Annotated in this window: 39 protein-coding genes and 3 pseudogenes; 17 read left to right on the forward strand and 25 right to left on the reverse strand. The window is 25.3% G+C overall.

Annotated features, from left to right (window positions below):
• Positions 1–2: 2 nt before the first annotated feature.
• The 11 genes and pseudogenes from AADV48_RS00630 to AADV48_RS00675 form a co-directional block, all read right to left on the reverse strand.
• A pseudogene (locus AADV48_RS00630) lies at positions 3–1,196 on the reverse strand (AAA family ATPase).
• Positions 1,197–1,252: 56 nt separating this feature from the next.
• Positions 1,253–1,861 carry a hypothetical protein gene (locus AADV48_RS00635; RefSeq protein WP_341266675.1) on the reverse strand — a complete coding sequence of 203 codons (609 nt, stop codon included), beginning with the start codon at positions 1,859–1,861 and terminating at the stop codon, positions 1,253–1,255.
• 1 nt (position 1,862) lies between these two features.
• On the reverse strand, positions 1,863–2,141 hold the full coding sequence (locus AADV48_RS00640; protein ID WP_341266676.1) for a hypothetical protein: 279 nt from the start codon (positions 2,139–2,141) through the stop codon (positions 1,863–1,865).
• 31 nt (positions 2,142–2,172) lie between these two features.
• Positions 2,173–2,382 (reverse strand): annotated as a pseudogene (locus tag AADV48_RS00645) (HU family DNA-binding protein); the annotation flags it as partial.
• Between the two features lie 163 nt (positions 2,383–2,545).
• A pseudogene (locus AADV48_RS02940) lies at positions 2,546–2,611 on the reverse strand (hypothetical protein); the annotation flags it as partial.
• 9 nt (positions 2,612–2,620) lie between these two features.
• A complete protein-coding gene (locus AADV48_RS00650) occupies positions 2,621–3,181 on the reverse strand; it encodes a DUF2963 domain-containing protein (protein WP_341266677.1) in 561 nt (186 codons plus the stop codon).
• Positions 3,182–3,251: 70 nt separating this feature from the next.
• The gene (locus tag AADV48_RS00655) at positions 3,252–3,587 is read right to left on the reverse strand and encodes a single-stranded DNA-binding protein (protein ID WP_341266678.1); all 336 of its coding nucleotides are present in this window, start codon (positions 3,585–3,587) and stop codon (positions 3,252–3,254) included.
• Between the two features lie 33 nt (positions 3,588–3,620).
• Positions 3,621–3,944: a DNA adenine methylase gene (locus AADV48_RS00660; protein WP_341266679.1), complete on the reverse strand. Its 324-nt coding sequence runs from the start codon at positions 3,942–3,944 to the stop codon at positions 3,621–3,623.
• 125 nt (positions 3,945–4,069) lie between these two features.
• Positions 4,070–4,225: a hypothetical protein gene (locus AADV48_RS00665; RefSeq protein ID WP_341266680.1), complete on the reverse strand. Its 156-nt coding sequence runs from the start codon at positions 4,223–4,225 to the stop codon at positions 4,070–4,072.
• Positions 4,226–4,310: 85 nt separating this feature from the next.
• Positions 4,311–4,469 carry a DNA adenine methylase gene (locus tag AADV48_RS00670; protein ID WP_341266681.1) on the reverse strand — a complete coding sequence of 53 codons (159 nt, stop codon included), beginning with the start codon at positions 4,467–4,469 and terminating at the stop codon, positions 4,311–4,313.
• A gap of 222 nt (positions 4,470–4,691) precedes the next feature.
• The gene (locus tag AADV48_RS00675; protein ID WP_341266682.1) at positions 4,692–5,291 is read right to left on the reverse strand and encodes a sigma-70 family RNA polymerase sigma factor; all 600 of its coding nucleotides are present in this window, start codon (positions 5,289–5,291) and stop codon (positions 4,692–4,694) included.
• 164 nt (positions 5,292–5,455) lie between these two features.
• On the opposite strand from AADV48_RS00675, the gene AADV48_RS00680 reads away from it, so the two are divergent.
• From AADV48_RS00680 to AADV48_RS02945, 15 genes are all read left to right on the forward strand, one after another.
• On the forward strand, positions 5,456–5,764 hold the full coding sequence (locus tag AADV48_RS00680) for a hypothetical protein (protein WP_341266683.1): 309 nt from the start codon (positions 5,456–5,458) through the stop codon (positions 5,762–5,764).
• Positions 5,761–6,204 carry a lambda-exonuclease family protein gene (locus AADV48_RS00685; protein ID WP_341266684.1) on the forward strand — a complete coding sequence of 148 codons (444 nt, stop codon included), beginning with the start codon at positions 5,761–5,763 and terminating at the stop codon, positions 6,202–6,204. Before AADV48_RS00680 ends, AADV48_RS00685 begins: the two co-directional genes overlap by 4 nt.
• Entirely contained in the window at positions 6,204–6,353 is a 150-nt protein-coding gene (locus AADV48_RS00690) for a hypothetical protein (RefSeq protein ID WP_341266685.1), read from the forward strand. The genes AADV48_RS00685 and AADV48_RS00690 overlap by 1 nt, the downstream gene beginning before the upstream one ends.
• Before the next feature lie 107 nt (positions 6,354–6,460).
• Positions 6,461–6,808, forward strand: coding sequence for an HU family DNA-binding protein (locus AADV48_RS00695; RefSeq protein WP_341266686.1), 348 nt, complete (start codon positions 6,461–6,463; stop codon positions 6,806–6,808).
• A 137-nt stretch (positions 6,809–6,945) separates the two neighbouring features.
• On the forward strand, positions 6,946–7,092 hold the full coding sequence (locus tag AADV48_RS00700) for a hypothetical protein (RefSeq protein WP_341266687.1): 147 nt from the start codon (positions 6,946–6,948) through the stop codon (positions 7,090–7,092).
• Positions 7,093–7,110: 18 nt separating this feature from the next.
• Positions 7,111–7,515 carry a hypothetical protein gene (locus AADV48_RS00705; RefSeq protein WP_341266688.1) on the forward strand — a complete coding sequence of 135 codons (405 nt, stop codon included), beginning with the start codon at positions 7,111–7,113 and terminating at the stop codon, positions 7,513–7,515.
• Positions 7,508–7,804 (forward strand): hypothetical protein, encoded by a 297-nt coding sequence (locus AADV48_RS00710; RefSeq protein ID WP_341266689.1) that lies wholly within the window; start codon positions 7,508–7,510, stop codon positions 7,802–7,804. The genes AADV48_RS00705 and AADV48_RS00710 overlap by 8 nt, the downstream gene beginning before the upstream one ends.
• Positions 7,805–7,868: 64 nt before the next feature.
• Positions 7,869–8,663: a hypothetical protein gene (locus AADV48_RS00715; protein ID WP_341266690.1), complete on the forward strand. Its 795-nt coding sequence runs from the start codon at positions 7,869–7,871 to the stop codon at positions 8,661–8,663.
• A 63-nt stretch (positions 8,664–8,726) separates the two neighbouring features.
• A complete protein-coding gene (locus AADV48_RS00720) occupies positions 8,727–9,557 on the forward strand; it encodes a hypothetical protein (RefSeq protein WP_341266691.1) in 831 nt (276 codons plus the stop codon).
• 87 nt (positions 9,558–9,644) lie between these two features.
• Entirely contained in the window at positions 9,645–10,643 is a 999-nt protein-coding gene (locus tag AADV48_RS00725; protein WP_341266692.1) for a hypothetical protein, read from the forward strand.
• Positions 10,555–10,905 carry an ATP-binding protein gene (locus AADV48_RS00730; RefSeq protein ID WP_341266693.1) on the forward strand — a complete coding sequence of 117 codons (351 nt, stop codon included), beginning with the start codon at positions 10,555–10,557 and terminating at the stop codon, positions 10,903–10,905. The genes AADV48_RS00725 and AADV48_RS00730 overlap by 89 nt, the downstream gene beginning before the upstream one ends.
• A gap of 256 nt (positions 10,906–11,161) precedes the next feature.
• On the forward strand, positions 11,162–11,764 hold the full coding sequence (locus AADV48_RS00735; RefSeq protein ID WP_341266694.1) for a hypothetical protein: 603 nt from the start codon (positions 11,162–11,164) through the stop codon (positions 11,762–11,764).
• A 112-nt stretch (positions 11,765–11,876) separates the two neighbouring features.
• On the forward strand, positions 11,877–12,002 hold the full coding sequence (locus AADV48_RS00740) for a hypothetical protein (protein ID WP_341266695.1): 126 nt from the start codon (positions 11,877–11,879) through the stop codon (positions 12,000–12,002).
• Between the two features lie 261 nt (positions 12,003–12,263).
• Positions 12,264–12,731, forward strand: coding sequence for an IS3 family transposase (locus tag AADV48_RS00745; RefSeq protein WP_341266696.1), 468 nt, complete (start codon positions 12,264–12,266; stop codon positions 12,729–12,731).
• Positions 12,732–12,863: 132 nt separating this feature from the next.
• Positions 12,864–13,112 carry an integrase core domain-containing protein gene (locus AADV48_RS02945; protein WP_423064664.1) on the forward strand — a complete coding sequence of 83 codons (249 nt, stop codon included), beginning with the start codon at positions 12,864–12,866 and terminating at the stop codon, positions 13,110–13,112.
• Between the two features lie 805 nt (positions 13,113–13,917).
• On the opposite strand, the gene AADV48_RS00750 is transcribed toward AADV48_RS02945, so the two are convergent.
• The 13 genes from AADV48_RS00750 to AADV48_RS00810 form a co-directional block, all read right to left on the reverse strand.
• A complete protein-coding gene (locus tag AADV48_RS00750; RefSeq protein ID WP_341266697.1) occupies positions 13,918–14,067 on the reverse strand; it encodes a hypothetical protein in 150 nt (49 codons plus the stop codon).
• Between the two features lie 48 nt (positions 14,068–14,115).
• Positions 14,116–14,286 (reverse strand): hypothetical protein, encoded by a 171-nt coding sequence (locus AADV48_RS00755; protein WP_341266698.1) that lies wholly within the window; start codon positions 14,284–14,286, stop codon positions 14,116–14,118.
• On the reverse strand, positions 14,283–15,794 hold the full coding sequence (locus tag AADV48_RS00760) for an AAA family ATPase (RefSeq protein WP_341266699.1): 1,512 nt from the start codon (positions 15,792–15,794) through the stop codon (positions 14,283–14,285). The genes AADV48_RS00755 and AADV48_RS00760 overlap by 4 nt, the downstream gene beginning before the upstream one ends.
• A gap of 188 nt (positions 15,795–15,982) precedes the next feature.
• Positions 15,983–16,891 (reverse strand): hypothetical protein, encoded by a 909-nt coding sequence (locus AADV48_RS00765; RefSeq protein WP_341266700.1) that lies wholly within the window; start codon positions 16,889–16,891, stop codon positions 15,983–15,985.
• 18 nt (positions 16,892–16,909) lie between these two features.
• A complete protein-coding gene (locus tag AADV48_RS00770; RefSeq protein ID WP_341266701.1) occupies positions 16,910–17,653 on the reverse strand; it encodes a hypothetical protein in 744 nt (247 codons plus the stop codon).
• Between the two features lie 122 nt (positions 17,654–17,775).
• Positions 17,776–18,024: a hypothetical protein gene (locus AADV48_RS00775; RefSeq protein ID WP_341266702.1), complete on the reverse strand. Its 249-nt coding sequence runs from the start codon at positions 18,022–18,024 to the stop codon at positions 17,776–17,778.
• The gene (locus tag AADV48_RS00780) at positions 18,017–18,442 is read right to left on the reverse strand and encodes a hypothetical protein (RefSeq protein WP_341266703.1); all 426 of its coding nucleotides are present in this window, start codon (positions 18,440–18,442) and stop codon (positions 18,017–18,019) included. Before AADV48_RS00780 ends, AADV48_RS00775 begins: the two co-directional genes overlap by 8 nt.
• 299 nt (positions 18,443–18,741) lie before the next feature.
• Complete coding sequence (locus AADV48_RS00785; RefSeq protein WP_341266704.1) at positions 18,742–19,080, reverse strand: HU family DNA-binding protein; 339 nt, start codon at positions 19,078–19,080, stop codon at positions 18,742–18,744.
• A gap of 122 nt (positions 19,081–19,202) precedes the next feature.
• Positions 19,203–19,694 (reverse strand): lambda-exonuclease family protein, encoded by a 492-nt coding sequence (locus tag AADV48_RS00790; RefSeq protein WP_341266705.1) that lies wholly within the window; start codon positions 19,692–19,694, stop codon positions 19,203–19,205.
• Positions 19,695–20,215: 521 nt separating this feature from the next.
• On the reverse strand, positions 20,216–20,725 hold the full coding sequence (locus tag AADV48_RS00795) for a hypothetical protein (protein ID WP_341266706.1): 510 nt from the start codon (positions 20,723–20,725) through the stop codon (positions 20,216–20,218).
• A 189-nt stretch (positions 20,726–20,914) separates the two neighbouring features.
• Positions 20,915–21,052: a hypothetical protein gene (locus tag AADV48_RS00800; RefSeq protein ID WP_341266707.1), complete on the reverse strand. Its 138-nt coding sequence runs from the start codon at positions 21,050–21,052 to the stop codon at positions 20,915–20,917.
• Between the two features lie 5 nt (positions 21,053–21,057).
• Positions 21,058–21,324: a DUF2963 domain-containing protein gene (locus AADV48_RS00805; protein ID WP_341266708.1), complete on the reverse strand. Its 267-nt coding sequence runs from the start codon at positions 21,322–21,324 to the stop codon at positions 21,058–21,060.
• A gap of 40 nt (positions 21,325–21,364) precedes the next feature.
• Positions 21,365–21,715 (reverse strand): hypothetical protein, encoded by a 351-nt coding sequence (locus tag AADV48_RS00810; RefSeq protein ID WP_341266709.1) that lies wholly within the window; start codon positions 21,713–21,715, stop codon positions 21,365–21,367.
• Positions 21,716–21,923: 208 nt separating this feature from the next.
• Here AADV48_RS00810 and AADV48_RS00815 point away from each other — a divergent pair, with 208 nt between their 5' ends.
• Together AADV48_RS00815 and AADV48_RS00820 are read left to right on the forward strand one after the other, a co-directional pair.
• Positions 21,924–22,499 carry a Panacea domain-containing protein gene (locus AADV48_RS00815; protein WP_341266710.1) on the forward strand — a complete coding sequence of 192 codons (576 nt, stop codon included), beginning with the start codon at positions 21,924–21,926 and terminating at the stop codon, positions 22,497–22,499.
• Between the two features lie 10 nt (positions 22,500–22,509).
• The gene (locus AADV48_RS00820; protein WP_341266711.1) at positions 22,510–23,076 is read left to right on the forward strand and encodes a hypothetical protein; all 567 of its coding nucleotides are present in this window, start codon (positions 22,510–22,512) and stop codon (positions 23,074–23,076) included.
• A gap of 992 nt (positions 23,077–24,068) precedes the next feature.
• On the opposite strand, the gene AADV48_RS00825 is transcribed toward AADV48_RS00820, so the two are convergent.
• Positions 24,069–24,362: a hypothetical protein gene (locus AADV48_RS00825; RefSeq protein WP_341266712.1), complete on the reverse strand. Its 294-nt coding sequence runs from the start codon at positions 24,360–24,362 to the stop codon at positions 24,069–24,071.
• Positions 24,363–24,600: the final 238 nt, after the last annotated feature.

Raw genomic sequence — 24,600 nt, forward strand, 5'->3', positions numbered from 1 at the left:
AATTATTTACCTCCTTTCGCTTTAATTTCTTGTTCGATAGTGTTTAAAATGGTGTCATCTTGTGAGATTATCATTTTGTAAGCTTGTTTTAAATCTTCTTGATTGATTTCGTTTCTTCGTGTTTCTCCTTGGCCTCGGTTTTTAGCGAAGGTTGCTACTGTTGTTTTTAAGAGGTTTTCTAGAGTACGATTGGCTTTTTTAAATTGGTGGTTAACTGGTAACCTTTCTAAGGATTCATTGATAATATTGTATAAATATTTTTTCGCTTCTTCGCTGTAAGGATTTTTACGTTTGTTGATTAAGAATTCTAAAAAGGCTTTTCTTTCTTCTTTATTGCCTGGTTTGACTTCGATGTTATAGGTGAAGCGGGATTTGATGGCTTCATCAATTTAGTCGATGTGGTTTGTAGCCCCAATAATAAAGATAGGATGTTCAGGGTCATTTTCAAATGATGTCATTTCGGTTTTGAATTGGTTTACCACATTGGCGATTTCTGAACCAGCTTCTAACCCGCTTAAATTAGTAAAGATGGTTTCACATTCATCTAAGAAGATAATAGCTCCTTTTCCTTTTTGAGCTTCTTCACGGGCTGTCATAAATAAATCTTTTACTAGTTGTGGAGCAATTCCTTTATATTTTTGGGAAAAGATTGAACTGCTTACTTCAAAGAAAGGTAAATTAGTTTCTTTGGCTAAGGTTCTGGCTAAGGTTGTTTTCCCAGTACCAGGAACTCCATACATTAAAATGCCTAAGGGTGAATCAACCTCACCAATATTGGTATAGTTTTCTTTATTGTTAAGGTAATCAATAAAACCTTCTACGGCTTGTTTTTCTTCTTTGAAACCGATTAATTGGTTGAAAGAAGGGAATTTTTGGTTGTTAGAAGGAGTAAATAATGATTCTTCTTGATTATTTAATTGTTGTAAATTAGTGTTTGTTTCTTCTTGTGATTCTTTATTTGTATTGGTAATTTGGTTTTGGATTATATCTTTGTTTTGTTGGAGTTTGTCTTTTATTTCTTGGAGATTTTTATTTTGGATTTCTAATTTTTTATGATGGCTTATGAGGTTTGTTTCAGTTTCCGTTAAAGTTTGATGATGAATCCAAACATAAGTCCCTAAAAATAAGACCATAGATATTATTATGATTATTATTAAATTAGTTGAATTTTTATTTGATTTGTTTTTGATAGTCATCTGAGTTCCTTTCTAACAAAAAAAGACCAATTAATTATTGGTCTTTTGATGTTTTATTATGATAAATTAGTAATTTTATTTTCGATTGTTTGACTGCCGCTGCCATAAGCTTTTCCTTGGGAATCGACTAATTCGTAATCACAAATTAACTCTAATTGAGGGTTTTTATTAGTAATGATTTCTTTTTGTTCGATGCTAATTTGGATGTTAAGTTTTCCTAAGCTGTTTGAGTCTAAGATTATTTGTGGGCGTTTAGTATCATCGTAATCATTGTTATCCACTTTTAAACCAACATTTAAATATTTTTCAGGATTGGTAAAAGTTTGAAGTGTGTCATATTTAGTTGATATTTTCAAATATAAAGGAACATTAATATCCATTCCGTTGGAGTTTAGTGTCGCTTCGTGTTCGATCGTAATTAAGTGATTATATTTTTGTTCGTTTAAGTTTGGAATGGGAATTGGTAAAAGGGTTTTATCTTCATTATTTCCGCCTGTTCGTTCAATAGCGAAAAAAGGAAGATTGTTCATTAATTGAATTTTTTCTTTTCTTTGTTTAGAAAAGTAATTAGTTAAAGCGAAAATGGATGCGGTAGTGAAAAAGATAGCGATAATAATTGTGATAATAGTTAATATTTTATTTTTGTTTTTTATGTTTTTATTCATATTATTTAGTTCCTCCTGGGATGAGAGATTTAATCAATTCAAGAGAATTATTAATTCCTGTTGTTAACCAGGGAATTTTATTATCGTAGTAAATAATAATGACTTGTAAAATAAAATGTAAAATGATCGTTATGTAAGCTATTTTTTTTAATAAATTGCGTTTTTTTATTGGGATAATAGTTATATTTTCTTGTTTGGGGTTAGTCATTGTTTTTATTTCTTGGTTTTGGTTTGTTTCGTGAGTATTGGGTTTTGTTTTTGTCTTAATGATTTTATTCATATTTTTTTCTCCTTTGTTGGTTGATATTGGTTTATTCTAATGTTAAATCTTTTACTTTATCTTTAATGGTTTGAGAAAGTTTGAAAGAGACAACAGTTTTTGAAGGGATTTTGAGTTTTTTGCCTGTTTGGGGGTTTCTACCAGTGTAGGCTTTACGGGTTTTTAAAATGAATTTACCTATTTTAGAAGATAAAATTACTTCTTTGTTAGAAGTAATGGATTCTATTAGGGTACGTTCGAAAAGCTAAAAACAGAGCACCCTTTATCTTTTGGATAATGTAACAGCATTGACTGTGAAAACATCTTTTTTCGCTCCTTTTTTTATTATTAATAACTATATAATGCTTTTAATCCTGGTGAAAATTGGTAATTAAAAGTATAATATTGATATTTTTTTCAAATTGTTACATAGTTGTAGTAGTATTTTTTTTATTTAAATCATATTCATATATGAAATCGATAGTTTTATCATCATCTTATTATTCAATTACTTTAATTAGTTTTTCGTCTGCATCATATTCATGAATTCTATCAATTATTTTTCCATCAATTTGATAACGGATTTCTTTTACTAATTTTTTATTTGCATTATATTTATAAATTAATTCAATAGTTCCATCTTTTTGATATTCATTAATGACAATGGATGTAATGGATTTTCCATCATCTTTATAATATGTTTCTTTTATTAGATGTTCATTTGCATCATATTCATGAATATATTCAATGTTTTGACTATCTAAATTATATTGTGTTTTTTTCATTAATTTAGTTGTATTTTTATCATATTCAAATGGACAAGTTGTATTAATACATTCATCTTCATAATGAGTTTCTTGGATTAAGAATCCATTATCTTTAATCAATTCAAGTTCATAATCTATTCTGTTATCATCATCTTCATAAAATTCAATTTCTTGTTTGTTTGTCATAATTAGGCTCCTTTTTATTTTGAGTTTATTTTTTTTAGTTTTGGTTTTTAATTTGCTGCGGTTTTTGAAGTAAGTACCGCGGGCGATTTCAGTAATAGCGTCGCTCATATGATTTTTTATTCTCCTTTCTGGTTTTCTTTTAAAAAGTTAAGATGTTTAATATCAATGTTCTTTTATTTTAAAATGGTAAATTATCAGTTTGAGGTTTATTATCTAAAAAGATGACTTTATGGACGATAACTTTGGTATTTGTTTTCTTTTGGTCCTCGTTTTTGGTGTATTTTTGGACAGATAATGTTCCTTCTAGATAAATTTTAGATCCTTTATGTAAGTATTTATGAAAATTTTCAGCTTGGGTTCTAAAAACTACACAAGGAATATATTGAACTTTGTCTTTGGTTTGGTTAACAGCTAATTGAAAATCTATTTTTGGAATTTGTTCGTTATTACTGTTAATGTATTGTTTTTCGAGGTCATGTGTAATTCGACCGATTAATTGAACGTTGTTTAACATAATTTTATTTCTCTTTTCTAATTTTTAAATTTTTTAATAATTGGTAATAATGATTTCATGATTATTGTTTTTATTTGTCAAATTATGGGTAGTACTAGATTTAATACTTTGGAAGTAATAATTTTTAAATAATGCTCTAATTTCGGGAGTATCATAATTGGTGTATAACCATTTAGCTCCTCTTTTATCGGCTTTTTCGAGACAGTTGAATAATTTCACTTGTTCAGTAAAACTAAAAACTCCTTTGTAAAAAGATGATATAGTGATGTTTTTGCCGTTGTAATAAGGTGAGTCAATAAATACAAAATCATCTTTCTTGGTGGTGGCAATTATTTTTTGATAATCAGTACATAACAAGACATGTTTATTTTTTTGAAAATATTTTTGTAAGGAGAATATAAATCATTTAAATTTAATATGCCTGTTTTATATTTAGGCTTATAACCAAAATTTGTATATAAGGATGTATTATCTTTGTATCTTCAAATACCACGAAAACAATATTTACTTAAAATAAAGAAAAGTGATGCTTTAGTTAATCTCTTTTTCTTTTTTGTTAATAACAAATTATATTGTTTTAATAAGTTTTCACAAGTTGTTTTTTGTTGTTTTTGTTGTGATTTAGGATATTGATACATAAAGTTGTCAAAAGCTAATGCTTTATTATAAAAATCTTGAGGATTATATAAAATACTTTTCCATATTTGGATGAGTTGTGTGTCATTATCGTGTAAAATGGCTTTTTTTAGGCATTAAGGATAAATATAAAGCACCACTTCCTAAAAAAGGTTTGTAATAAGTTTTAAATTTTTTTGGAATTAAAGGTAAAAGATGTGGTAATAATTTCTTTTTACAACCAACCCAATTAATGAATTTTTGCATTTTTGTTCTATTTAATCCATAAATAAAATAAAAAGACAATATCCGATATAAGGCTTATCGTTGTGTTAGCTTTGATTCCTAAATTAAAATCAAAAAATAACGTCATAAGATTTGTAATTATAAAATCGATATAGGTTAAAGTTAAGATAATTAAAATATTTTTAGGTTTTAAGTTCATTGATATTTCCTTTCTTAATATAAAAAGACCTTATTCAGGTCTTTTTATTTTTTTAATTTATTGATGGCGATGTTTTTAAGAGTTTCTACTTGTCTTAAAGTTAAATTTAGTATTTGGGTGATTTCTTGATTGGAATAACTAGGTTGATAATCTTCGTTGATATTTCCTAAAGGAACTCCAAAATTTAATCTAATGACGTTAAACTCCTTTTTATTTAGTTTAGTTTTTAGTTTTTTTAAAAATAGTTCATGATTTACTTGTTTTAACCATAATTGATGAGGGTTAAGGATTTGATAATGCCATGTATGTTTTTCTTCTTGAAAAAAAGTGTTATTGGTTTTATGAGTTTTTTGAGGAATGCAAGGCAAATGACTTTTTCTTATTAATTCTCTGATTTCTGATTTTATAGTTGGTGTCGCATAAGCGATAAAGTCATAACCTAAATCTTGGTAATTATTGAGAGCTTTGATTAATCCTAAAAACCCTTCTTGGTATAAATCTTGTTTTTGAAGTACGCATGGATAATATTTAAATTTAGAAACTAGTTTTTTTACTAAGGGTAAATGTAAATCGATTAATTGATTACGCATTTCTAAATTCTTTTTATTTTTTAAAAAATCTTTAAATAATTTTTCTCTTAACATTTGATTCCTTTCTAAAAATATTCTTAGAAAAGATAGGAAATTATTTTTTAGTCTTTGAAAAGAAAAAAAGACTAACTTAATAGTTAGTCTTAAAGAATTTTTAAAAAGCAAAAAGTGTCTAAAGTTTTGGAACAGTTCAGTTTGATGAAGAATTAAATAAAAAAATGGATATTTTAAGAAATATTCAGTATTTATTTCTCGATGATTTAGGAGCTGAAAATTTGACAGTTTATTTTCGCGATGATATTTTATATCCCCTCTTAAACGCTCGTCAAGAAAAAGGGTTAATTACTTTTATTAACAGTAATTTCAATCCTCAACAATTAAGAGAACATTTTCAAATTACTAACGATAAGAACCAAATTATGAAAGCTTTTCGAATCATTAATCAATTACAGAAAATGTGTAAAGTTTATAGTTTTGATATGACTAATTATAATTTAAATCAATCTGACAAAGGAGTTTTAAAATGAAAATTAATTTAAAACAAAATAGCTGGGCTTGGTTCCAACATCGGAAAAATTTTGTTAATGCTTCGGAAATTGGAACTATTATGGGTTTAAATCCATATGAAACTCAAGAAGATTTAATTAAAAAAAAATTATTCGGTAGTTCTTTTATTTCTAATGAAGCGGTAGAACATGGAAAAAAAATGGAACCACAAGCCAATTTATTTTTTTCGGTGAAAACCAAAAGAAATTATGAGCCTTCAGTATTCACCAAAGATATTTTTTCGGCTTCTTTAGATGGATATCATCAAGCAAGTAATACGATGTTGGAAATTAAATGTCCTTTAGATAAAAATAGTTCCTCATGGAAAGATTTTTTTCAAAAGAACATTATTCCTTCTTATTACTGGGCCCAAATTCAATGTGGTTTATTCTGTTCTGAAAGTAAAAGTGCCTTTTTTTAGTGTACTTTAATCCTGAAGAATATGACCTTCAAGAAGTTTTTCTTAAACCTTCTTTTATTGAAGAAATGATTATTAAAGGGAGAGAATATCAAGCTTTATTAAAAAAATATCAAGCTTTGATGACAGAGGCAAAAGGAGCATCCCAATGAAGAAAACCAATGGATTGTTAATTAGGAACTATATTGTTGATGATACAATTTATGATTTTTCTTTAGGAAAATTATTTTTAAAAAAATAAAAAAAGAGGTTTTAAATAATGATTAAAAAAAATAACAAAAAAAATAAAAATCAACAAAAACAAGAAGCAAAATTCCGTTTTACTAAAGCGGATTTAATTCAACAAATCACTAAAGAAGGAGGAGTTACCATTATCGAAACAGAAGCTTTTTATGACATTTTTGAAAAAGTGTTAACAGAAGCGATTACTAATTATTCAGAAGTAACGTTATCTAATAAATTAGGAAAATTTGTTTTAAAAACTGTTCCCGCTGGTAGATTAACAACTCCTCAAGGTAAAAAAATTACTTATCCCGCTTGCACATCTGTTAGATTTCAAGTTTCTGATACTTTAAAACGAGCAGTCAAAAATATTAAACTAGCTTAATTTCTAAAAAATAATCCAAAATTTCTTTCTTACTTAATAAAAAGGTATAAGGTTATTTTACTCATTATCTCCTTTTAGACCTTATATCTTTTTATTAAGTAAGAAAGAAAAATAAAAAAGAAAGGAGGATAAAAAGAATGCCTTTTATCAAAAAAAACAATAAAACAAAAACAAATAACATTAAAAAGAAAATAACAAATTCCGCTAAGAAACAATCAACTCCAAAAATAAATAATGTTTCTATTGTGGAACAAATAAAACAACTTTTAAAAGAAATTAAATAAAAAAGGAAATCAATGATTATGTGGCTTTGGTTTCAATGGTTAATAACTTTTGTCAAAAAATGGTTATTAGTTCTTTTTGTCAGTTTGCTTACTTTTATAAAAGATTGGTTCCATGGTTTTACCATTGCTGAAATTTTGAATCGAAGATTCGATTTTATCGCTACTAATATTTTAATAACTAGTTTTTTAATAGGTTTTAAACCGATTTTAATTGGGTTAACAAATATTTTGTTATCACCTTTTCATGTCATCAATCTTATTTTTCAAAAATTTCGTTCTAAAAAATTAAATAATAAAGAAAAAGAATATATTCAATTAATAGTTCAAGAAGTTTATCATCATCAACGAGAAAAAGATAATAAAACATTAAAAAGTAACCTAATTGAATTAAAAGAAAGAGAGGAGACAGAAGAAAATGAGTAATTGGTCTTTTATTGTTGGATTCGCTTTCGCCTTTGGTTTTATTATCGGCAGCGTTTTTAATTTATTTATTATTAAATGGCTTGATAATAAAATTTATCATCGTCCTCAAAATAAGGAAATAAACCAAAAAACTCTTTTAAAAGAAGTAGAAAAAATGATGAATCAAAAAGATAAAAATTTAAAAGATTTATCTTTAACTATTAAAAATCTTCATATTAATCCCCAAGAAAAAGAAAAAGAAATATTAAAAAAAGATGATGTTACCCCAGTTAAAGAGATCACCTTTTAAAACAAGGGGATCAAATTATTAAAAATATTTTACAAAATTTAAAAATAAAGGAAAAGAAAAAAATATGACAAAAATTATTAATACTAAAAATAATGTTCCTAAACCTAAAAGAAAAAGAATCTGGAACAAATTATGCTTATTTATGGGTTTCTTAACTCTGTTAACAATTATAATAGGGAGTTATTATTATTTAACAAACAAACCTAAAATAGAAATAACTACCATTTTAAATTCTTGTGAAAAAGAAACCAATGAATTAACTATTTTAGAAGAAAAAATAACAACATTCCAAGAAGAATTAAAACAAGAAAATTTAACATCCGAAGTCAAAACGAATTTAGAACAAATTATTAAAAAACAACAAGAAAAAGAAACTGATTTAAAAAATTTCGTTACTTTTCAAGTGTATATGAATCATTTAACAAAAGAGATTCAAGCATGTGAAAAAGAATTAAAAGAAAATGAAGCTAAAAAAGAAACTTCATTGGCTAAAAAACATCATCTGGCAGAACAGAAATTAACGAAAGAAAAAGAATTACTTTCTTTAAAAGAAAAACAAAAATTATTCGGTGAAAAAGAAGAACTGAATAATCATGTTTTAAAACATTTAAAAGAAGAATTAAAAAATCCACAATTGACTCCTGATAAAAAAACTAAATTAGAAGAGGAAAAAACCAAAATCGAAAGCAGAATAACAGAAATTAATCAAGAAATCACTAAGTTAATTACTAAAATCGAATTAAAAAATAAAATTGCTACTGCAACAGAAGAAATAGAAACGGAAAAAGATGAAACTTTAAAACAACTTTTAAAAGAACGAAAAGAAATTTGCCAAAAACAATTAGAAAAATTAAGTTAATTGAGTAAAATATTTTGGTTTTGGGTTTTTCTTTATAGTTTCTGTTTCTGTTTTTATTTAGGAATGGGAGTTACTTATTATTTACTCCATAAAGAACCAATTATCAAAAAAGAAACCCCATTCCCTTCTCTTTCTCAAGAAACGATCGTGCCAGTTCAAAATAATTCTTTCAAAACTCCTTCTTCTGAAATTAATCGTTTTTATTATCAATCTATTATTCCGAACAAAAAAGAACATTTGGAGCATTTAGAAGTCTATGATGTTTTTTTAGGGGAAAATACAGGGATGAAAGAAGTTTTGGGTTGGTTAAAGTATTCTTTTCCCCAAAAAACCTTCAATCATCATTTCAGTTATGCATTATATAACGCTTTTGATACTGATAATAAAGTTTCTTTTGATTTTCGAATTAAAGAACCGCCTCCCAACAACTTTTTATTAGCGTATTTTGAAGGCGGTACGAGAGATGGTCAAAATGATAAATATACTTTAGAAGATTTAAAACAAATAGGTAATGGAGCTTCTCATTTATATTTCTTTTGGAGTTTAAATAAACCGTATCATTCTCAACCCGCTCCTTTTATTCCTGAAAATTACCATTTAGAAGTTATTTATGATAAAGGCACGAATTTTGGCGGACCTAGTTATTTATTCATTGACAAAATCGTCGTCAAAGACCTTCAAAAAGATAAGATTGTGGGTGTTTATCCTATTAATCAAAAAATCGAAGAATCTTTTGTCATCTTTAATTATGACTTTGAGTTAAAATTTCCTTTTTATAATTATGAAAAAAAAGGGATCTTATGGAACACTAATCATATTAAATCTTTAAAAAAGATTGATTTGTATGAAAAGAAAACAGGTCAACATCGGACTTTATATTACGATACGGATTAATCATTAAAAAGGAGATGATAGTAAAAAATGTTTATAGCGAAATTAATAAATAAATAAAATTAAAATATGAGAAAGGAGGATTTCGAGATGACTCTTTGGAAAAAAATTTATTTTATTTTTTTAGGTTTTTTTAGTCTTTTCATTATAGGAGTCAGTCTTTATTATGGGTTAAATAATAATAATAAAATAACTAATAATAATAATTCTTTTCATAATTCTGAAAACCAACAAACTTTATCTTTTTTAGAAAAAAGAATTAAAGAGTTGGAAGAAGAAAACCAACAAAAAATAAAGGAAGCGGACGAAATCCAAAAACAAGACGCCCTTTTAGATAATCAAATCCGTTTAAAAATGGATCAATTAAGAGATTATTTGGTTCAAATAGGTTCTTTACAGAAAGAAATCCAAACTCAAGAAGAAGAACTAAAAAAAGAATCCTTAACTCCTGAAGAAAAAACTGCTTTAGAACAAAAAATAAAAGCTTTAAAAGATCAACATACTGAAATTCAAACTAAAAAAAACCAATTAAATCAAGAAGCTTTAGCTTTAACTAAAGAAAGACAAACATTAAATCAAAATAAAAATGAGACTCAAAAAACCATTAGTCATCAAAAAATGGTCTTATCTCAAGTTACTCAATTTAAGGCACTGGAAGAAGAAATCAATGATTTAACGGAAGCCATTAATTATAATGAAGCCGAAAAAGAACAAATTAAAACTTTGTTAATTCAAAACGAAACTAATGAGGAAGAAACTCAAAAACTAAGAAATTATCAGTTATTTTTAGACCAACAATTATTCTCTTTTGACCAAAGAATTAAAAAGATTAACCAAATGATTGAAGTTTTAAAAAATCCTCAATTAGTCCAAGAAAAGAAAAAACCCAAAACTTTTCAAAATGTTTATGAGATGGTAAGAGAAAAAGCGGAACTGCTAAAATTAGTCCATTATTTTAAAGCAGACAAACACGTTTTAGGTTATCAAAAGGTCAAGACCTATGGGCGTTTTATTATATGGTCCCCCAGGAACAGGGAAAAGTCATTTAATCGAAGCTTTTTGTGGGGAAACAGGAACTCATTTTATTGAATTAGAACCTTCTCGATTAGATAAAACTTATGTTGGAGAAGGAAATGAAGAATTAGAAAAAATTTGGAACGAAGCAGAAAGTCACGAAAAATCAGTTATTTTTATTGATGAGATTAGCGGTTTAGCGAATCGTGAAGATAAAAATACTAATCAAACAGCTAATAACATCATCAATAACTTATTAACTAAATTAGACGGTTTTAAAAGAAGTGAGAAAAAAATTCTTTTAATGGGAGCTACTAATCACTTAGAAAAAAATTGATAGTGCGTTAAGAAGCCGTTTTCAACAAGAAATTAAAATTGATTCTTTTCAAAAAGAAGAAATCCCTGGCTTTCTTCAATTTTTAATTCTGCAAAATAACTATCGAATTAGTTATCATACTTTTAATTATTTAACTACTTTAGTCAATCGTTTACCTAAAGAAAAATCTTTTTCTAATCGTGATTGGGTCAAATTACTGACTGAAGCTTTTTTAAATTACGATCTTTACGCTTATCATTCACCTCGACATGAAGTAATGTTACCTTCTGATTTAGATGAAGCTTTAGAAACTCAAATTGGACAACCGAAAACCTCAGCAGAAATCAAAAAACGTCGAGAAGTTTGTGAAGAAGAATATCTGAAATGGAAAGAAGGAACATTAAAATATCTTGCCGATAATAAAGATATGACAACTGTTCAAAAAACTTATGTCTTTACTCGTTTCAACGGTTTAGATAAGTGTCAATATCCAGATAAAGTTCCGAAAGATTTAGCGCCTTTTATTAGAGAGCCTTTTGATAATTGGTATTATACTAATCAAATGCCTCCTTATAAAGGTCTTGGAGGCATCGATAAGGATTACTTTATAAGTGGGGGGTTTCATATAGATAATTTCAGTAAAAAAGATTCTAAATTTAACGATTCTTTTCTTAAACAAGGGCATACTATCGAAATGGACTATGAAGGACCTAAATACTTACTAGAAGAAGATAAGGATTTTTATGTTAATGAAGTAAAATGTCCTTTACAAGAAGATAAAAGGTTTGAATATAAAAGTAAAACTTACTACCTTCACTTCAATCCCAAACAACAATATATTACCTTGTATACAGAGAAAATGAATACGAAAGAGAAATAAAAAAACATTTACCACAAAAAGCGAGATAAAAAACAACTTTTAATCAAAAATTTTTATATAATCAAAATATATAAGTTTTTTTGATCTAAAAGTAAAAAAGAAGAGGATTTTTGTGGCTATACCACCGAAAAAAAAGAAACATTATGATTTTGATACTAAATTCCAAGTAATTATCGCTAAAGAAAAAGGAATGCCTAATAAAGAAATTCAACAAAAATTTCAAATTGTCGCTGTTTAACAAATTTATCGTTGGGTTAAATGGTTTAAAGAAAAAAAATTTTTTCATCTTCAACAAAAATTAGGTCATAGTTATACATATAAAAAAAATTATTTTTTATGGCAACAAAAAGAAGCAAAATTAAAAGCTGTTAAAAAAATAGTTCAACAAGAAGTTCAAAAACAAATTAAATATCATAATCAAATTATTAGTAAAGAAATTTATTTTCAAATAATTGATAAATACCGAAAAGAAGTTCCTTTAAAACCTTTAATTAAATTTTTGGGTCTTTGTAGAACTTCTTATTATAATTGGTTAGTTAAAAAGACAAGACCCAAAACATCTTTTTTAACCAATTTAGAAATCCAGATTCAAAAAATTTGTTTTCAAAAAAGATATCACAACAATATAGGAAAAAGTTTTTTTATTTGGGGTTATCGCCGCGTTTATCAAGAACTTGTAAATCAAAATGTTAAAGTAAACCCTAAAACTGTTTATCTCAAAATGAAAAAATTTAATTTATTGTGTCAAACCAGAAAAAATCGTTATCTTAAACGTAATCATAATAGAAATTATGTCCCTCTTTCTCAATTAAACCTTTTAAAAAACAATTTTCAAGCTACTCGCCCTTTCCAAAAACTGTGCGCGGATTTTACTTATTTACCTTATAGTCAAAATAAAACTCTTTATTTATCAGTGATTATGGATTTATATAATCGGGAAATTATGAGTTATCATCTTTCTGATTAAAGAGATGCTTATTTAGTTTTAACACCTTTAAACCAATTACCAACTTTAAAAAAACCTGGTTTATTTCATTCTGACCAAGGAGGAGAATATACTGGCCAAATAATTCAAACTACTTTACAAGCCAAAAACCTTATTCCTAGTTTTTCCGAAACAGGGAGTCCTTCACAAAATGCTTGTGTAGAAGCTTTTTTCGCTAATTTTAAATGTGAAACCGTTTATTTCGATAAAAGACAACATTTAACCAAAGAAAGATTAACTCAAATTGTTCACGCTTTTATTGAAAATTATAACACTCAAAGAAGAATGAAATATTTAAATTATTTATCTCCTTATCAATTTAAAATTCAAAAAGAACACCCACAAACTACTCTCAGATCATAATGAGAGCTTTACTTGTTGGTGTTCTTTTTGAAATAATGTTCAACCTAAAATAATTTATGACCTCCATGATAATTCAAAAAATTTAGAAACCATAAAATAGAGGTTGAAGTTAATCTTAAATTTACTCTATGAGGCCTCTAATAGCTAAAATAAGACATATTTATTAATTTAAACTTATATTATTAATAACTATATTTTAATAACGAATAGATACCTTATACGTTGTCATTTTTAATAAGATTATTAAATTAATATGACTATGCGGCCCTTTTTAATTTATTTAATATTTTTAATAAAAAAGTTTATATATATAAAAAAATTAATTAATAAATATTTTTAAAGTCTTGTGTCTTGTTTTTTTTAATAATTAATTCTATTTTAAAAAAAAATTAAAAATAATATTTATTAAATATTTTTAAAGTCTTGTGTCTTGTTTTTTTTAATAATTAATTCTATTTTAATAAAAAATATATATATAAAAAAATTAATTAATAAATATTTTTAAAGTCTTGTGTCTTGTTTTTTTTTTTTTTTTTTGATAAAAGACTTGACAAAATACATTTTTTATATTATAATAAAAATAAGACAACAAGACTTATAAAAGTATAATATATATATGTTTTCTTTTTTCTTTTTCTTTTGGTTCTTTTCTTTTTCTTTTTTCTTTGTTTAAAAATTTTTTGAAAATTTTAAAAAAGAAATTTTTATTTTTTTCAAAATATTTTTATTTTGTTGTTGACAATTTATTTTTTTGAGTTAGAATAAAAGTAATTAATAAATAGTTTGTTTTGCAAAAAAACGAATTTTAAACTGGTTCCATTTTGATGGAACTCAACCGCAAACCATTTATGAAAAGGTTTTTTTTAACAAAAGCTCCTAATTCACTGGGTACTTTCTCTGGATATTGACATTTATCTAAATCGTTGAAACGACTAAAAATAAAAGTTTTCTCCACGATAGTATTGTCTCTTGTTTTGATATTTAAACCTTTTTTCCATTCTCCTTATTGGTCTTCACATTCCTTGAGATGGGCTTCTATTTTGGCTGTTATCTTTTTAATCCCTAATTTAGTGTCTAGAGCTTCATCTAAATCCGAAGGTAACATAACTTCATGATTTAAACGAGTAAAAGCTAAACGGTCATAAGTCATAAAAGCTTCACTTAATAATTTCATCCAATCACGATTAGAAAAAGTTTTTTTTCATTTTTTTTTATTTTTTCTTTATCTGAATCCTTTTCTGAAATTTCTTCTATAGAGGGAATTTTATCTACTAAAGTATGAAGGTAGTTCAAAGTATGATAACTAATACGGTAATTATTAGCTAAAATTAAATATTTTAAAAAGCCTGGAATTTCTTCTTTATTAAAAGAATTAATGGCGATTTCTTGTTGAAAACGACTTCTTAAAGCGCTATCTATTTTTTCTAAATGGTTCGTAGCCCCCATTAAAATAATTTTTTTCTCACTTTTTTTAAAACCATCTAATTTGGTTAATAAGTTGTTAATGATATTAGAGGCTGTTTGAGAAGTATTTTTATCTTCTCTATTAGCTAAACCACTAATTTCATCGATAAAGATAATGGCTTTGTCATGTTCTTCTGCTTCTTGCCAGATTTGTTCTAACTCTTCGTTCCCTTCGCCCACATAAGTTTTATCTAAACGAGAAGGCTCTAATTCAATATAGTGGGTTCCTGTTTCGCCACAAATGGTTTCTATTAAATGATTTTTACCTGTTCCAGGAGGTCCATATAATAAAATTCCCATGGGTTTAACATTTTGATAACCAAGAACATTTTTCTCACCTTTCAAATAATGAAGAATGTTCGCAAATTTTTCTTTTTCTGCCTCCATTCCATAAACACTATCTAAGGTTTTGGGTTTTTTCTTAATAGTTTCGATTTCATTTTTTTGGATATTTGCAATATCGCGAAGGATCTTTTGGAGTCTTTTGTCAAAAGAAATTAATTGGTTATCTAAAAATAAACGATAATTTCTTAATTTTTTCGTTTCTTCTTGATTTGTATTTTCTTGAGTTAATAACTGACTAATTTTTTCTTTTTCCTCTTCATTATAAACCATCGCATCTCTTAAATCGGTTATTTCTTCATTCAAAACAGCTAATTTACTGGTTTTATCGATGATGATATTTTGTTCCCTAATTTGTTTTTCATTAACAGTTTGGATTTGTAATAAGGTATTGCGTTGTTTTAATAACTCGTCTGCAGTTGTTTGTAATTGGTTTTTTTCTTTCTTCAATTCTTCTATTTCTTGATTTAAACTATTAAGATCTTTTTGAAGTGTTTCTTTTTTTTCAATATCAGTAGCAGGAATGTTTTTTAACGCTTCTTCTTTGTCTGTTTTTTGTTTTTGTTTTTCGACTAAAAGCTTATTAATCTCGCTGTGTCGTTGAATATTCAAATCGATTTGTTGTTTATATGCGTCATCTTTACGTTTTAACTCATCAGTTTCATCGATCTTTTTCTGATTCTCTTGACGCAAATTTTCTAATTGTTGGGCTAAGGCATCTCCTTCTTCTTGGATTTTTTGTTGTGTTTCTTTTTGTTGTTGCTTCTCTTGAAGAGTGGTGTTTTTTTGTTTGAAAAACCCATAAATGCCAAGGATAAGAATACAACCTACTAAAGAACCAAGGAAAAGGAAATAAATTTTATTAAAAAGAGTCATTGAAACCCTCCTTTCTAATATTTTGATTTTATTTATTTAATGAGACATTGATCACTATACCAATCAACATAGAAGGGATAATAATAAGCATAAAGACGATGCAATGAAAAAGAAATTTTCCAAATTGATAAGTGAAAAACAATTTCAACGCCTCTTTTATTGTTTCCCGCCAACTTTTAGGATTTTTTTTATTCCACATCATAATATAAAGTTCTTTTTTGTTTCGTTCTTTTTTCGTATAAATCAATTTTTTTTAAAGATTTAATATGATTCGTAGACCATAACATACCATCCGGGGTGTAATTATAAAAAGGAAATTGAAGTTCAAAATCATAATTAAAAATAGTAAATTGTTCTTCGATTTTTTGATTAATCGGATAAATCGCCACAATTTTATCTTTGGCGATTTCTTTGACTACTATTTTATCAATGAAAAAATAACTCGGACCACCACAATTAGTACCTTGATCGTAAATAATCTCTAAATGATAATTTTGGGGTTGAAAAAGAAAAATATCTTGAAGAGGATTTGAAGGAGCATTTTTATTCCAAAAACAATATAAATGAGTGGCTCCGTTGCCCATTTTTTTTAAATCTTCTAAGGTATAAGTATCGTTTTTTCCTTCTCTGATTCCTCCTTCGAAATAAGCTAAAAGAAAATGTTCTGGCGGAGTTTCTTTAATACGATATTTAAAATGAACTGGTTCTGATGTAGAATCACTGGCATTATACAACGCATAACTAAAATCTTTTTCAAAAGTTTTGGTAGAAAAATGATACTTTAACCACCCTAAAACTTCTTTCATCCCTGTATTTTCTCCTAAATACACATGATAACATTCTGTCTTTTGATCAGTTTGTTCTTTTAAAGGTAAAAGAGAATGATAATAAAAATTATCAATGTCAGGAGATAAAGGTTTAAAAGCAGAAGGATTTGGTTCTTGTAATAAAAATGCTTTTTCTTTTTGAGGTTTTTGGGGGAGTGGAATTTTCACGGAGTTAGCTATTTGAAAGAAAAAACAAGCTATCAAAAAACCACTAGCGAATAACAAACAACTCAAACTTATTTTTATAATTTCGAGAAGGTTTGTTTTCATTAGTTATTAATTTAAAGTTTATGATTGCGCTTTTAAGTTGTCTTGACGTGTTTTTAAAAGAGATTTTAAAGATTCATCTTCGCCTATAGTTGCCAGTTCTTGTTCTAAATCATTCATTTCTTGAATTACTTTTATTTTTTGTATTATTTTTTGAATTTGTTGTTGACTTTCTTCTAGTTTATTTTTTAAACGTTGTTGTTCTACTTCTAATTTTGTTTTATCATCAGTTTTCAAGTCTTTATTTTTCAATTTACTTTCTATGTCTGGTAAAAGAATATTTTCTATTTCATCTTCTTCTGTTAATAATTTTTCTTGTTCTTGTAAATTAATTAACTCTTTTTCTTTTGTTAATTTAGCGGTTGTTAAAGCATGTTTAGTTGTTAATTTATGAGTATTATTATTTAATTTTTTTTCTAATTCTTGAATTTGTTGTTTTAAAATATTAACATAATTGTTCCATAAGTTTCTCTTTTCTAAAGTGGCTTTTTGTTTTTGATAAATATTAATGATTTGATTTAAATTTTCTTTAGTAGTGATATCAGATGTTTCTTTTAATTTTTGTTCGTAAACAGTAATTTTAGCTTCTAAATTTTCTAATGTTGTTAGTGGTTTGGATTCGCTATTAATACATGATACCATGGGTTGTGTAGTTTCTTGATTCGGTTTTCCTTTATTAAAGCTCCATAGAATGCCTATGCATAATAACCCTAAACACAATACTCCTAAATATAATTTACTCATTAATTTTAAATTTTTTTTCATTTTTTTCTTCCTTTCAATTATTTATTTTCAAAATAATTTCATTTTTTTAATTATTGTTTGGTAAGGCGAAATTGTTTTAAATATAACGGATTAAAACTGTTATTTTTAAATTTTGGTTGTTTTCACGTATTCATTTCGGTTTCTAATATTTTGGCATCGGTCATCTTTCCATTTTCTTTTTCTCCGTCCTTTTTTAATTCTGTTTTTAAATTTTTAATTGGTTTAGGTTTCATCATTTCTTTATCAGCAACCTCTAATTTTTTAGTTATTAAAGAACTATCAGGAAAAAATAATTTCTTCATGATAAACATTAAAATAATTGTAAAAGTCGCTCCAAACAAAAAACCCAAGGTAAAATGAAAATCATTCATCGGTTAATTCCTCTTTTTCTAGGTTGTTTTTTCGTTTAGCGTTTTGTTTAGCTGTTCGAAGTTGAACTTTAATTTTTTGTTGTTCGATTTGAGCTGTTAATTCTTTTTCTTTTTTTTCTAATGCGGTTTCTTTCGCTAATAATTTTTGTTGTTTTTGTTCTAATTGAGCGTATTGATTTTCTAAATAGTTTAATTTTTTATTTGGAAAAAAAAGCCCTAAAATTAAATCTCTGATACCAAAACATATCTTTTTAATTAAAAGAAAAATAGGATTAAAACCGCAAACAACTAAAATCGTCAATAAAGTCGTTTGAATATTATCTAATCTTCTAGCCAAAATTTCTTCTGTTGTAAAACCTTGAAAATAATGCATGCCGATTGAAAATAAAGAAATAAAAAAAGCCCTCAGAAAATTCATTTTATTTTCTTCCTTCCTTTATTTAATTTGTTTTAAAAGTTTTTCAATCTGGTTAATAATAATTTCATTAGAATTCTTTTTATTCTTAGTTGTTAATTTTTGAGGTGAACGAGTAATATTTTTATTTTTCACAAAAGCACTTTTATCTAAAATAGATTTTTTCTTTTTTTCAAAGGCATTAATAATTTCTCCTTTCCGAAGGATTAATCTTTTTCTCTTGCTTCCAAATATTTAAAGAAAGAAGCTTATATCAAAACTTTAAATATCTGGAAGCAAGAGAAAAGATATTTATGATTTAATTATTTTTTAATAGCTTGTTTTAAAGTATTAGAAAATTTAAAATTTACTTTTTTAGAAGCAGGATATGTAATCATTTTCCCTGTGGACTTAAATGTCATTTGATCATTTTTAAGTTTGATGGCTTTCATTTTAGGTCTTGTTTTGGGTGGAATATCTTGAACTACAAATTTTCCTAAACTTGTTCCTAAAATTACTTCCTTGTAATTAATAATAGTGTCGAATAAAATTTCTTCGAATAAGTTATAAAAAGATTCGGTTTCTTTAACCGTTACGTCCTCTGCTTCAGAAATTTGTTTAATTAATTCTTTTTTATTTATTTTTTCATTTATTTTTTTCATTTTTCCTCTTTTCTTATTCCCTTTCACAGGAGAAGATAAAAATTAATAAGGAGTCAGACGGCAAAAGATAGCCGATTAGCTGAACAAACATTTATCTTCTCCTGTGAAAGGGAATGTGTTTTTTATTTTTTCATTTGTTCACGATAACCATTTAATTTCTTTTGATATACCGCATAAATATTTATCATGTTTTTAATAAAAGTTTCATCTGCTAAAATTTCTTGACATATATAATCTTTATCATTGATATAAACTAAAAAATAAGCTTTTTTAATGTCAGCATAATATAAACCGCATTGGACTTGTGCCCAATAATAAGGTGGTATAATGCCATCTTTGCAAAATACTTTCCAAGATGGACCATCTTTTTTTAAAGGACATTTAATTTCTAACATCGTTTTAGAGGCTTTATGATAACCATCTAAAGATGATGAAAAAATATCTTTTGTAAAGACTGTTGGCTCGTAATTTCTTTTCATTTTAATACAAAAAAATAAATTCGCTTTGGGTTCATTTTTTTTACCATGCTCGACAGCTTCATTACTTATAAAAGAACTCCCAAAGAGTTTCTTTTTAATTAAATCTTCTTGGGTTTCATAAGGATTTAGACCCATAATAGTTCCTATTTCAGAAGCGTTGATGTAATTTTTACGATGTTGAAACCACGCCCAGCTAATTTTGTTTTAAATCAATTTTCATTTTCTTTGTTCTTTCTAATTCATTTGTTAATACGCCTTTAAAATATTAAAAATTGTTAATTAAACTCCTTAATTAAAGCTTCATCAAGAACAAAATAAAATCGAATTAAAAACTTTTATTATTGATGAAACCCTAATAAGGGTTTCAATGTATAAATAAAAATGCTGTTATTCAAATAACAAATACTCAAATATAATCATTAAAAGATTTAAAGGATGATAAAACTCATTTAATAGCGTTTTATCTATAATAAATATTTACGAATGAACTAACTCCAACAAACATTGACAAAATTTCAAAAAGGAATGCATTATTTTTAATAGTTTAACGTCATATTAAGGACGTGAGAAATTATTTTTAATGTTAATAATTTGTAATAAGAATTTCTATTTTATTTTTGTTATTTTTCATTTTTTTATCCTTTTTTGTTTTGGTATTATTGATATAAATTTTTTAATTGATTATTTGAATTTAAAGTTAATGTGTAATATTGACAATTAATATTTAATTTATTAATAATTTTTGTCGCTACTTTCATATTCTGTTTATCATTTTTAATTTTTAAATAATCGATTAATTCTTCTTTTAATAATGAAGTATTAATAATGATTGGTAAATTATTCTGACTTCGATATTCAATTATGGATAATAAAATGTCATTTCGAAAATGTTCTGACATGGTTCCAAACCCGAAATCATCAATTAATAAAATTGGTACTTTTGTTAAAATATCCATTTTCTTATCGACTGTTTCGTCATACCAGTTCTTATGAAATTGTATGATGAAGTTTGGCATATAAAGCCGCAAAAACATTTTTCCTTGTTCTAATAAAGCTTTCATTAATAAATTAAAAAAAGTTGTTTTTCCAGTATTCATTTCTCCGTATAAAAATAAACTATTTTTATGTTCGTAGTTTTGAAAATATTTTTTTAAAATGTCTCTCATTTGTGGGGTAAAATCATTAATATTTAATTTTTTAATTTCTTCTAAACTGAGATTGACATTGAATAAATGGTGTTGTTTATTAATTGCAAGTTCAATTAAAAATTTTTTGTTTTCAACTGTCTCTTCTAAAATGACTGCTAGATGGGGTTTTAATTGTAATTTAGGTTTGTATAATGATATCTTGTTTTCTCAAGCTTTTTTATCTTGTAAATATGCATTGACAGTTAATAATTCATTATTAGTAAATTGATGCTTTTCAAATTCTTTTTCTTTTTTAATTTCGTCCTTTATTTTTTTAAAAACATCAATTTCCATTTCATTTTTCATTTTTTTTACCTTTCTTGGTAGTGAGTTTCTTTTGTTGTTCCATTTTGGTTGTATTCGCATTCATGAATGTAATCGATGGTTTTTCCATCATCTTGATAATGAGTTTCTTTTAATAAATTTTCGTTTTTATCATATTCACTAATATAAAAAATAGTTTTTCCATCTTTTCGATAATGCATTTCTTTTACTAAATTTTCACATTTATCGAATTCTTCAATGAAATCAATTGTTTTGAGGTCATCTAAATAAAATATTTTTTGTTTGTTTTGCATTTTTTTATTTCTTTTTATTTCGTTTTTTAATTAATATTTTTTATTTCCATTCGATGCTGTCGTAGAGTTTTTTTAAATATTTATCACCGTGAAACTTATCGTCTTTCGGTGCTTCATTATAAAAAGTAGCGTTTATTGATAATTTTTTTTTTATTTTATTAAATGAATATTTTTGTTTTAAATCTTCTAAGATGATAATTTCAAATGGCCGAGGTTTGAAATCTTGAAGTAATTGATTTATTTTTGGTAAATCTTTTTGGTTGATGAAAAAACATTTTTCTTCAATATTGAAATTTGTTTTTATATTTTTTTTAGTTGACATCAAAATATGAAAACAATTATATCCTGTTAAATTTTCTAAAATTTCTCTTAAATCATAAATATATTTCATTCAAACTCTTTTTAACTCCTTATTAGTTTGACTTTTAGGCAAAAGAAAAAAGTCAAACTGTTTTTTTAATAAACAATTTGACTTTTTAATTTGAGACTTTCTGGTGGTTCCATATTTAGAAACTCACCCAAACAAACCAAAAAAACATCAAACACACACAACAACTGGCAAGGACATTAAACTAAAAATAAAAGGAGGCAAACAAACCATGAGAGAACTAAAAATATTACAAAAACAAATTAACAAACTTACTATCAAAATTGATTTATGTTATAATGAACTTATAAACAAAAAGGGGTTTCAAATTATGGACAAAAACAAAAATCCAGCAAAAATCAACATTTTTGATGTCGCTAATTATATTATTAGTCAAAAGCATGAATTAAACCATTTAAGATTACATAAAATAATTTATTTTTCACATATTTCATCTTTAATAAAAAGACAAATGCCTTTGATTAATGAACGTTTAGAAGCTTGGCTATATGGTCCAGTTTTCCCTATTTTATATAAAAATATAAAAGAAGATAATGAAGGTTTTATTGTTAAACCTTCAAATAAAGGCGACTTTAAAAAATTAAACAAAGAAGAAAAAGAAATCATTGATAATGTTTTAGAACAAATGAAAAAGTATAAACCTTTTGAAATTTCCGATATTACTCATCAACAAAAACCTTGGAAGGATAAATTTTATCAACCAACACCTAATTGGGAAAAAGAAATTACAAATCAAGAATTAATTGAATATTTTTCTAAAAAAAAGAATTTTTTTGAAGTGGATTAAAATATAAAAAATGAGTATATTTGAAACAAAAATTAAAGAAAAAGAAAATAAGAATAAAATAGAAGACTTAGTTTATAAAATTAATTATAATATCGATAACATTTGTAATATTATTCCTTCATGTATAGGTAATTTAAAAAAACTATCTGAAAATGGTTTTCGTGATATTGTTTTAATAGGATTAAAAATTATTTTAAAAGAACAATATAATCCTACACCAGAAACTTTTAATAGCAATGGAAAATGCGATATGTATATTAAATTAAACAAAGAAATAACTTATATTTCTGAATTTAAAATATGGAGCGGAAAAAACATAATAAATAAAACATTTCAACAATTATTCGAATATTTAAATTGGCAAAGCGAATCTTCTATTATTTTTCTAAATACAAAAAATAAAAATTATGAAAATATCAATAAAGAAATTAAAGAATGGATTGATGAAGAAGTTCAAAACAACAAATGTCGAATATTTAATGAAGAAAAAAATCAATGGTTCATTGAATATACAGATAGTACAAGAGAAAGAAAGTATAAAATATATTTAGCTTGTTATGATTTTTATAGCAAGTAAGAAAGAAATTAAAAATTTAGATATATCAATATTAAACTCTCTTGACTCAATCAACTAAAAAAATAATCAAAGTTAAAAAATTATTCAAAAATAAACATTTATTAATTCAACCAAAATGACCATCTCATGGTCTTTTTCTTTTACCCAAACCAAACCACATATTAAAATTAATAGACTGGGGAACCTTGGCAACAGAATGGATTTAAATATCATATCAAAAATTATAAAAATAAATGTAAAATTGATATAAAATAAATATTTTTTTAAAAACAACCATAAAAATTAATAAAATTAAAGCCATCTTAATACAAAGTCATATAATTTTAATATCATTATATATGAAGGCTTTAATTTTAGTTTTTTTAGGCCTCAGAGAGCATATTTAAAATCAATGGCGCCGCTATTTTTATAATTTTTATTATTTATCATCAATTTTTAAATTTTAAAATAAATTATTTATTAAAAATTTTTAAAAATGTGATGTAAATGTAGATGTAAAAATCATAAAATTAATATAAATATTTAATTTTAATGACAAAACGATGTTTTCAAAAAATTTTTTAAGATCTAGTTCTAGATCTAAAAATTTTTCTTTTCTTTCTTTTTTCTTTTGGTTCTTTTATTTTTAAAAAAGCTTCGCTTTAATTTTATAAAATTTTTTTTCTTTGTCAAGTCCTTTTTTATCAAAGACAAGATTTTTAAATTAATTTTGTTGTTAAAAAAATTATTTCTATGTTATTAGAAAAATAATTAATAAACAATTTGAATTTCTAAAAATATTTTTTTAGAATAAATTAAGACTTTTTAAAGTTCCGTTTTTAAGAACACACCAAAATAATTAATTCTATTTGAAATAGAAATTATTTTCTCTTAGAAAGTCCTAACCATTTTATAATTCTTAAAATCAAAATTCCAACAACCAGTTGAAAACAAAAGTAAAATAACTGCATTATAAATATCATTAAGGTATTTAAATTTATATTATTATTATCCTAAATTCTAAATGAAGTAATAAAAATAGTACTTATGTAAGAAATTATAAAAAGAATTTTAGTCATATCGCGTAATTTGGGAGAAATTTTCAATTTTGCCTTAAAACCAAAAGAAACAGCAATTAAAAAAGTTGTATACTTTATTAAAGGGATACAAAAATAAAAACTTATTACCCATAATATACCTGAAATAACGAAAGGTATGAAAAAAGTCCAAAATATTTTTAGTTGTGTGTCGTCAAAATTTTTAAGGTTTGGTTCTAAACTTGTTAATTCTGACTGTAATTCTTTCATTTTTTCGACATGTTCTGCCTTGTTTGAATCGAAGTCTGTTGATTTCTTACTTTGGACTTTGTATTTCTGCAATAAATCTTGATATTTACGTTTATCTTCAATATTTAAAGTAAATTTATCTGTAGTATTATAAAAATAATAAATTATTTATTCAATTAATGAAAATTAAAAATGTTAATTATATAAAGTGCTTATAATTGAACTCTTATTACAATCATAAAAATATAAACAAAAACTC

Source organism: Candidatus Phytoplasma fraxini, from assembly GCF_038024965.1.
Lineage (GTDB): Bacteria > Bacillota_I > Bacilli_A > Acholeplasmatales > Acholeplasmataceae > Phytoplasma > Phytoplasma fraxini.

What these genes read in the sequence shown, in the direction of transcription:
- AADV48_RS00720 (WP_341266691.1), top strand. Translation starts at nt 8,727, where the DNA reads ATGGGAGTTACTTATTATTTACTCCATAAAGAACCAATTATCAAAAAA.
- AADV48_RS00680 (WP_341266683.1), top strand. Translation starts at nt 5,456, where the DNA reads ATGGATATTTTAAGAAATATTCAGTATTTATTTCTCGATGATTTAGGA.
- AADV48_RS00700 (WP_341266687.1), top strand. Translation starts at nt 6,946, where the DNA reads ATGCCTTTTATCAAAAAAAACAATAAAACAAAAACAAATAACATTAAA.
- AADV48_RS00825 (WP_341266712.1), bottom strand. Translation starts at nt 24,362, where the DNA reads ATGAAAGAATTACAGTCAGAATTAACAAGTTTAGAACCAAACCTTAAA.
- AADV48_RS00675 (WP_341266682.1), bottom strand. Translation starts at nt 5,291, where the DNA reads ATGTTAAGAGAAAAATTATTTAAAGATTTTTTAAAAAATAAAAAGAAT.
- AADV48_RS00775 (WP_341266702.1), bottom strand. Translation starts at nt 18,024, where the DNA reads ATGAATGATTTTCATTTTACCTTGGGTTTTTTGTTTGGAGCGACTTTT.
- AADV48_RS00785 (WP_341266704.1), bottom strand. Translation starts at nt 19,080, where the DNA reads ATGAAAAAAATAAATGAAAAAATAAATAAAAAAGAATTAATTAAACAA.
- AADV48_RS00770 (WP_341266701.1), bottom strand. Translation starts at nt 17,653, where the DNA reads ATGAAAAAAAATTTAAAATTAATGAGTAAATTATATTTAGGAGTATTG.
- AADV48_RS00695 (WP_341266686.1), top strand. Translation starts at nt 6,461, where the DNA reads ATGATTAAAAAAAATAACAAAAAAAATAAAAATCAACAAAAACAAGAA.
- AADV48_RS00730 (WP_341266693.1), top strand. Translation starts at nt 10,555, where the DNA reads ATGGGCGTTTTATTATATGGTCCCCCAGGAACAGGGAAAAGTCATTTA.
- AADV48_RS00650 (WP_341266677.1), bottom strand. Translation starts at nt 3,181, where the DNA reads ATGAGCGACGCTATTACTGAAATCGCCCGCGGTACTTACTTCAAAAAC.
- AADV48_RS00795 (WP_341266706.1), bottom strand. Translation starts at nt 20,725, where the DNA reads ATGAGAGACATTTTAAAAAAATATTTTCAAAACTACGAACATAAAAAT.
- AADV48_RS00705 (WP_341266688.1), top strand. Translation starts at nt 7,111, where the DNA reads ATGTGGCTTTGGTTTCAATGGTTAATAACTTTTGTCAAAAAATGGTTA.
- AADV48_RS00670 (WP_341266681.1), bottom strand. Translation starts at nt 4,469, where the DNA reads ATGCAAAAATTCATTAATTGGGTTGGTTGTAAAAAGAAATTATTACCA.
- AADV48_RS00715 (WP_341266690.1), top strand. Translation starts at nt 7,869, where the DNA reads ATGACAAAAATTATTAATACTAAAAATAATGTTCCTAAACCTAAAAGA.
- AADV48_RS00805 (WP_341266708.1), bottom strand. Translation starts at nt 21,324, where the DNA reads ATGCAAAACAAACAAAAAATATTTTATTTAGATGACCTCAAAACAATT.
- AADV48_RS00685 (WP_341266684.1), top strand. Translation starts at nt 5,761, where the DNA reads ATGAAAATTAATTTAAAACAAAATAGCTGGGCTTGGTTCCAACATCGG.
- AADV48_RS00735 (WP_341266694.1), top strand. Translation starts at nt 11,162, where the DNA reads ATGTTACCTTCTGATTTAGATGAAGCTTTAGAAACTCAAATTGGACAA.
- AADV48_RS00655 (WP_341266678.1), bottom strand. Translation starts at nt 3,587, where the DNA reads ATGTTAAACAACGTTCAATTAATCGGTCGAATTACACATGACCTCGAA.
- AADV48_RS00755 (WP_341266698.1), bottom strand. Translation starts at nt 14,286, where the DNA reads ATGAAATTATTAAGTGAAGCTTTTATGACTTATGACCGTTTAGCTTTT.
- AADV48_RS00760 (WP_341266699.1), bottom strand. Translation starts at nt 15,794, where the DNA reads ATGACTCTTTTTAATAAAATTTATTTCCTTTTCCTTGGTTCTTTAGTA.
- AADV48_RS00765 (WP_341266700.1), bottom strand. Translation starts at nt 16,891, where the DNA reads ATGAAAACAAACCTTCTCGAAATTATAAAAATAAGTTTGAGTTGTTTG.
- AADV48_RS00640 (WP_341266676.1), bottom strand. Translation starts at nt 2,141, where the DNA reads ATGAATAAAATCATTAAGACAAAAACAAAACCCAATACTCACGAAACA.
- AADV48_RS00800 (WP_341266707.1), bottom strand. Translation starts at nt 21,052, where the DNA reads ATGAAAAATGAAATGGAAATTGATGTTTTTAAAAAAATAAAGGACGAA.
- AADV48_RS00790 (WP_341266705.1), bottom strand. Translation starts at nt 19,694, where the DNA reads ATGGGTCTAAATCCTTATGAAACCCAAGAAGATTTAATTAAAAAGAAA.
- AADV48_RS00815 (WP_341266710.1), top strand. Translation starts at nt 21,924, where the DNA reads ATGAGAGAACTAAAAATATTACAAAAACAAATTAACAAACTTACTATC.
- AADV48_RS00665 (WP_341266680.1), bottom strand. Translation starts at nt 4,225, where the DNA reads ATGTATCAATATCCTAAATCACAACAAAAACAACAAAAAACAACTTGT.
- AADV48_RS00635 (WP_341266675.1), bottom strand. Translation starts at nt 1,861, where the DNA reads ATGAATAAAAACATAAAAAACAAAAATAAAATATTAACTATTATCACA.
- AADV48_RS00810 (WP_341266709.1), bottom strand. Translation starts at nt 21,715, where the DNA reads ATGAAATATATTTATGATTTAAGAGAAATTTTAGAAAATTTAACAGGA.
- AADV48_RS00725 (WP_341266692.1), top strand. Translation starts at nt 9,645, where the DNA reads ATGACTCTTTGGAAAAAAATTTATTTTATTTTTTTAGGTTTTTTTAGT.
- AADV48_RS00780 (WP_341266703.1), bottom strand. Translation starts at nt 18,442, where the DNA reads ATGAATTTTCTGAGGGCTTTTTTTATTTCTTTATTTTCAATCGGCATG.
- AADV48_RS00820 (WP_341266711.1), top strand. Translation starts at nt 22,510, where the DNA reads ATGAGTATATTTGAAACAAAAATTAAAGAAAAAGAAAATAAGAATAAA.
- AADV48_RS00710 (WP_341266689.1), top strand. Translation starts at nt 7,508, where the DNA reads ATGAGTAATTGGTCTTTTATTGTTGGATTCGCTTTCGCCTTTGGTTTT.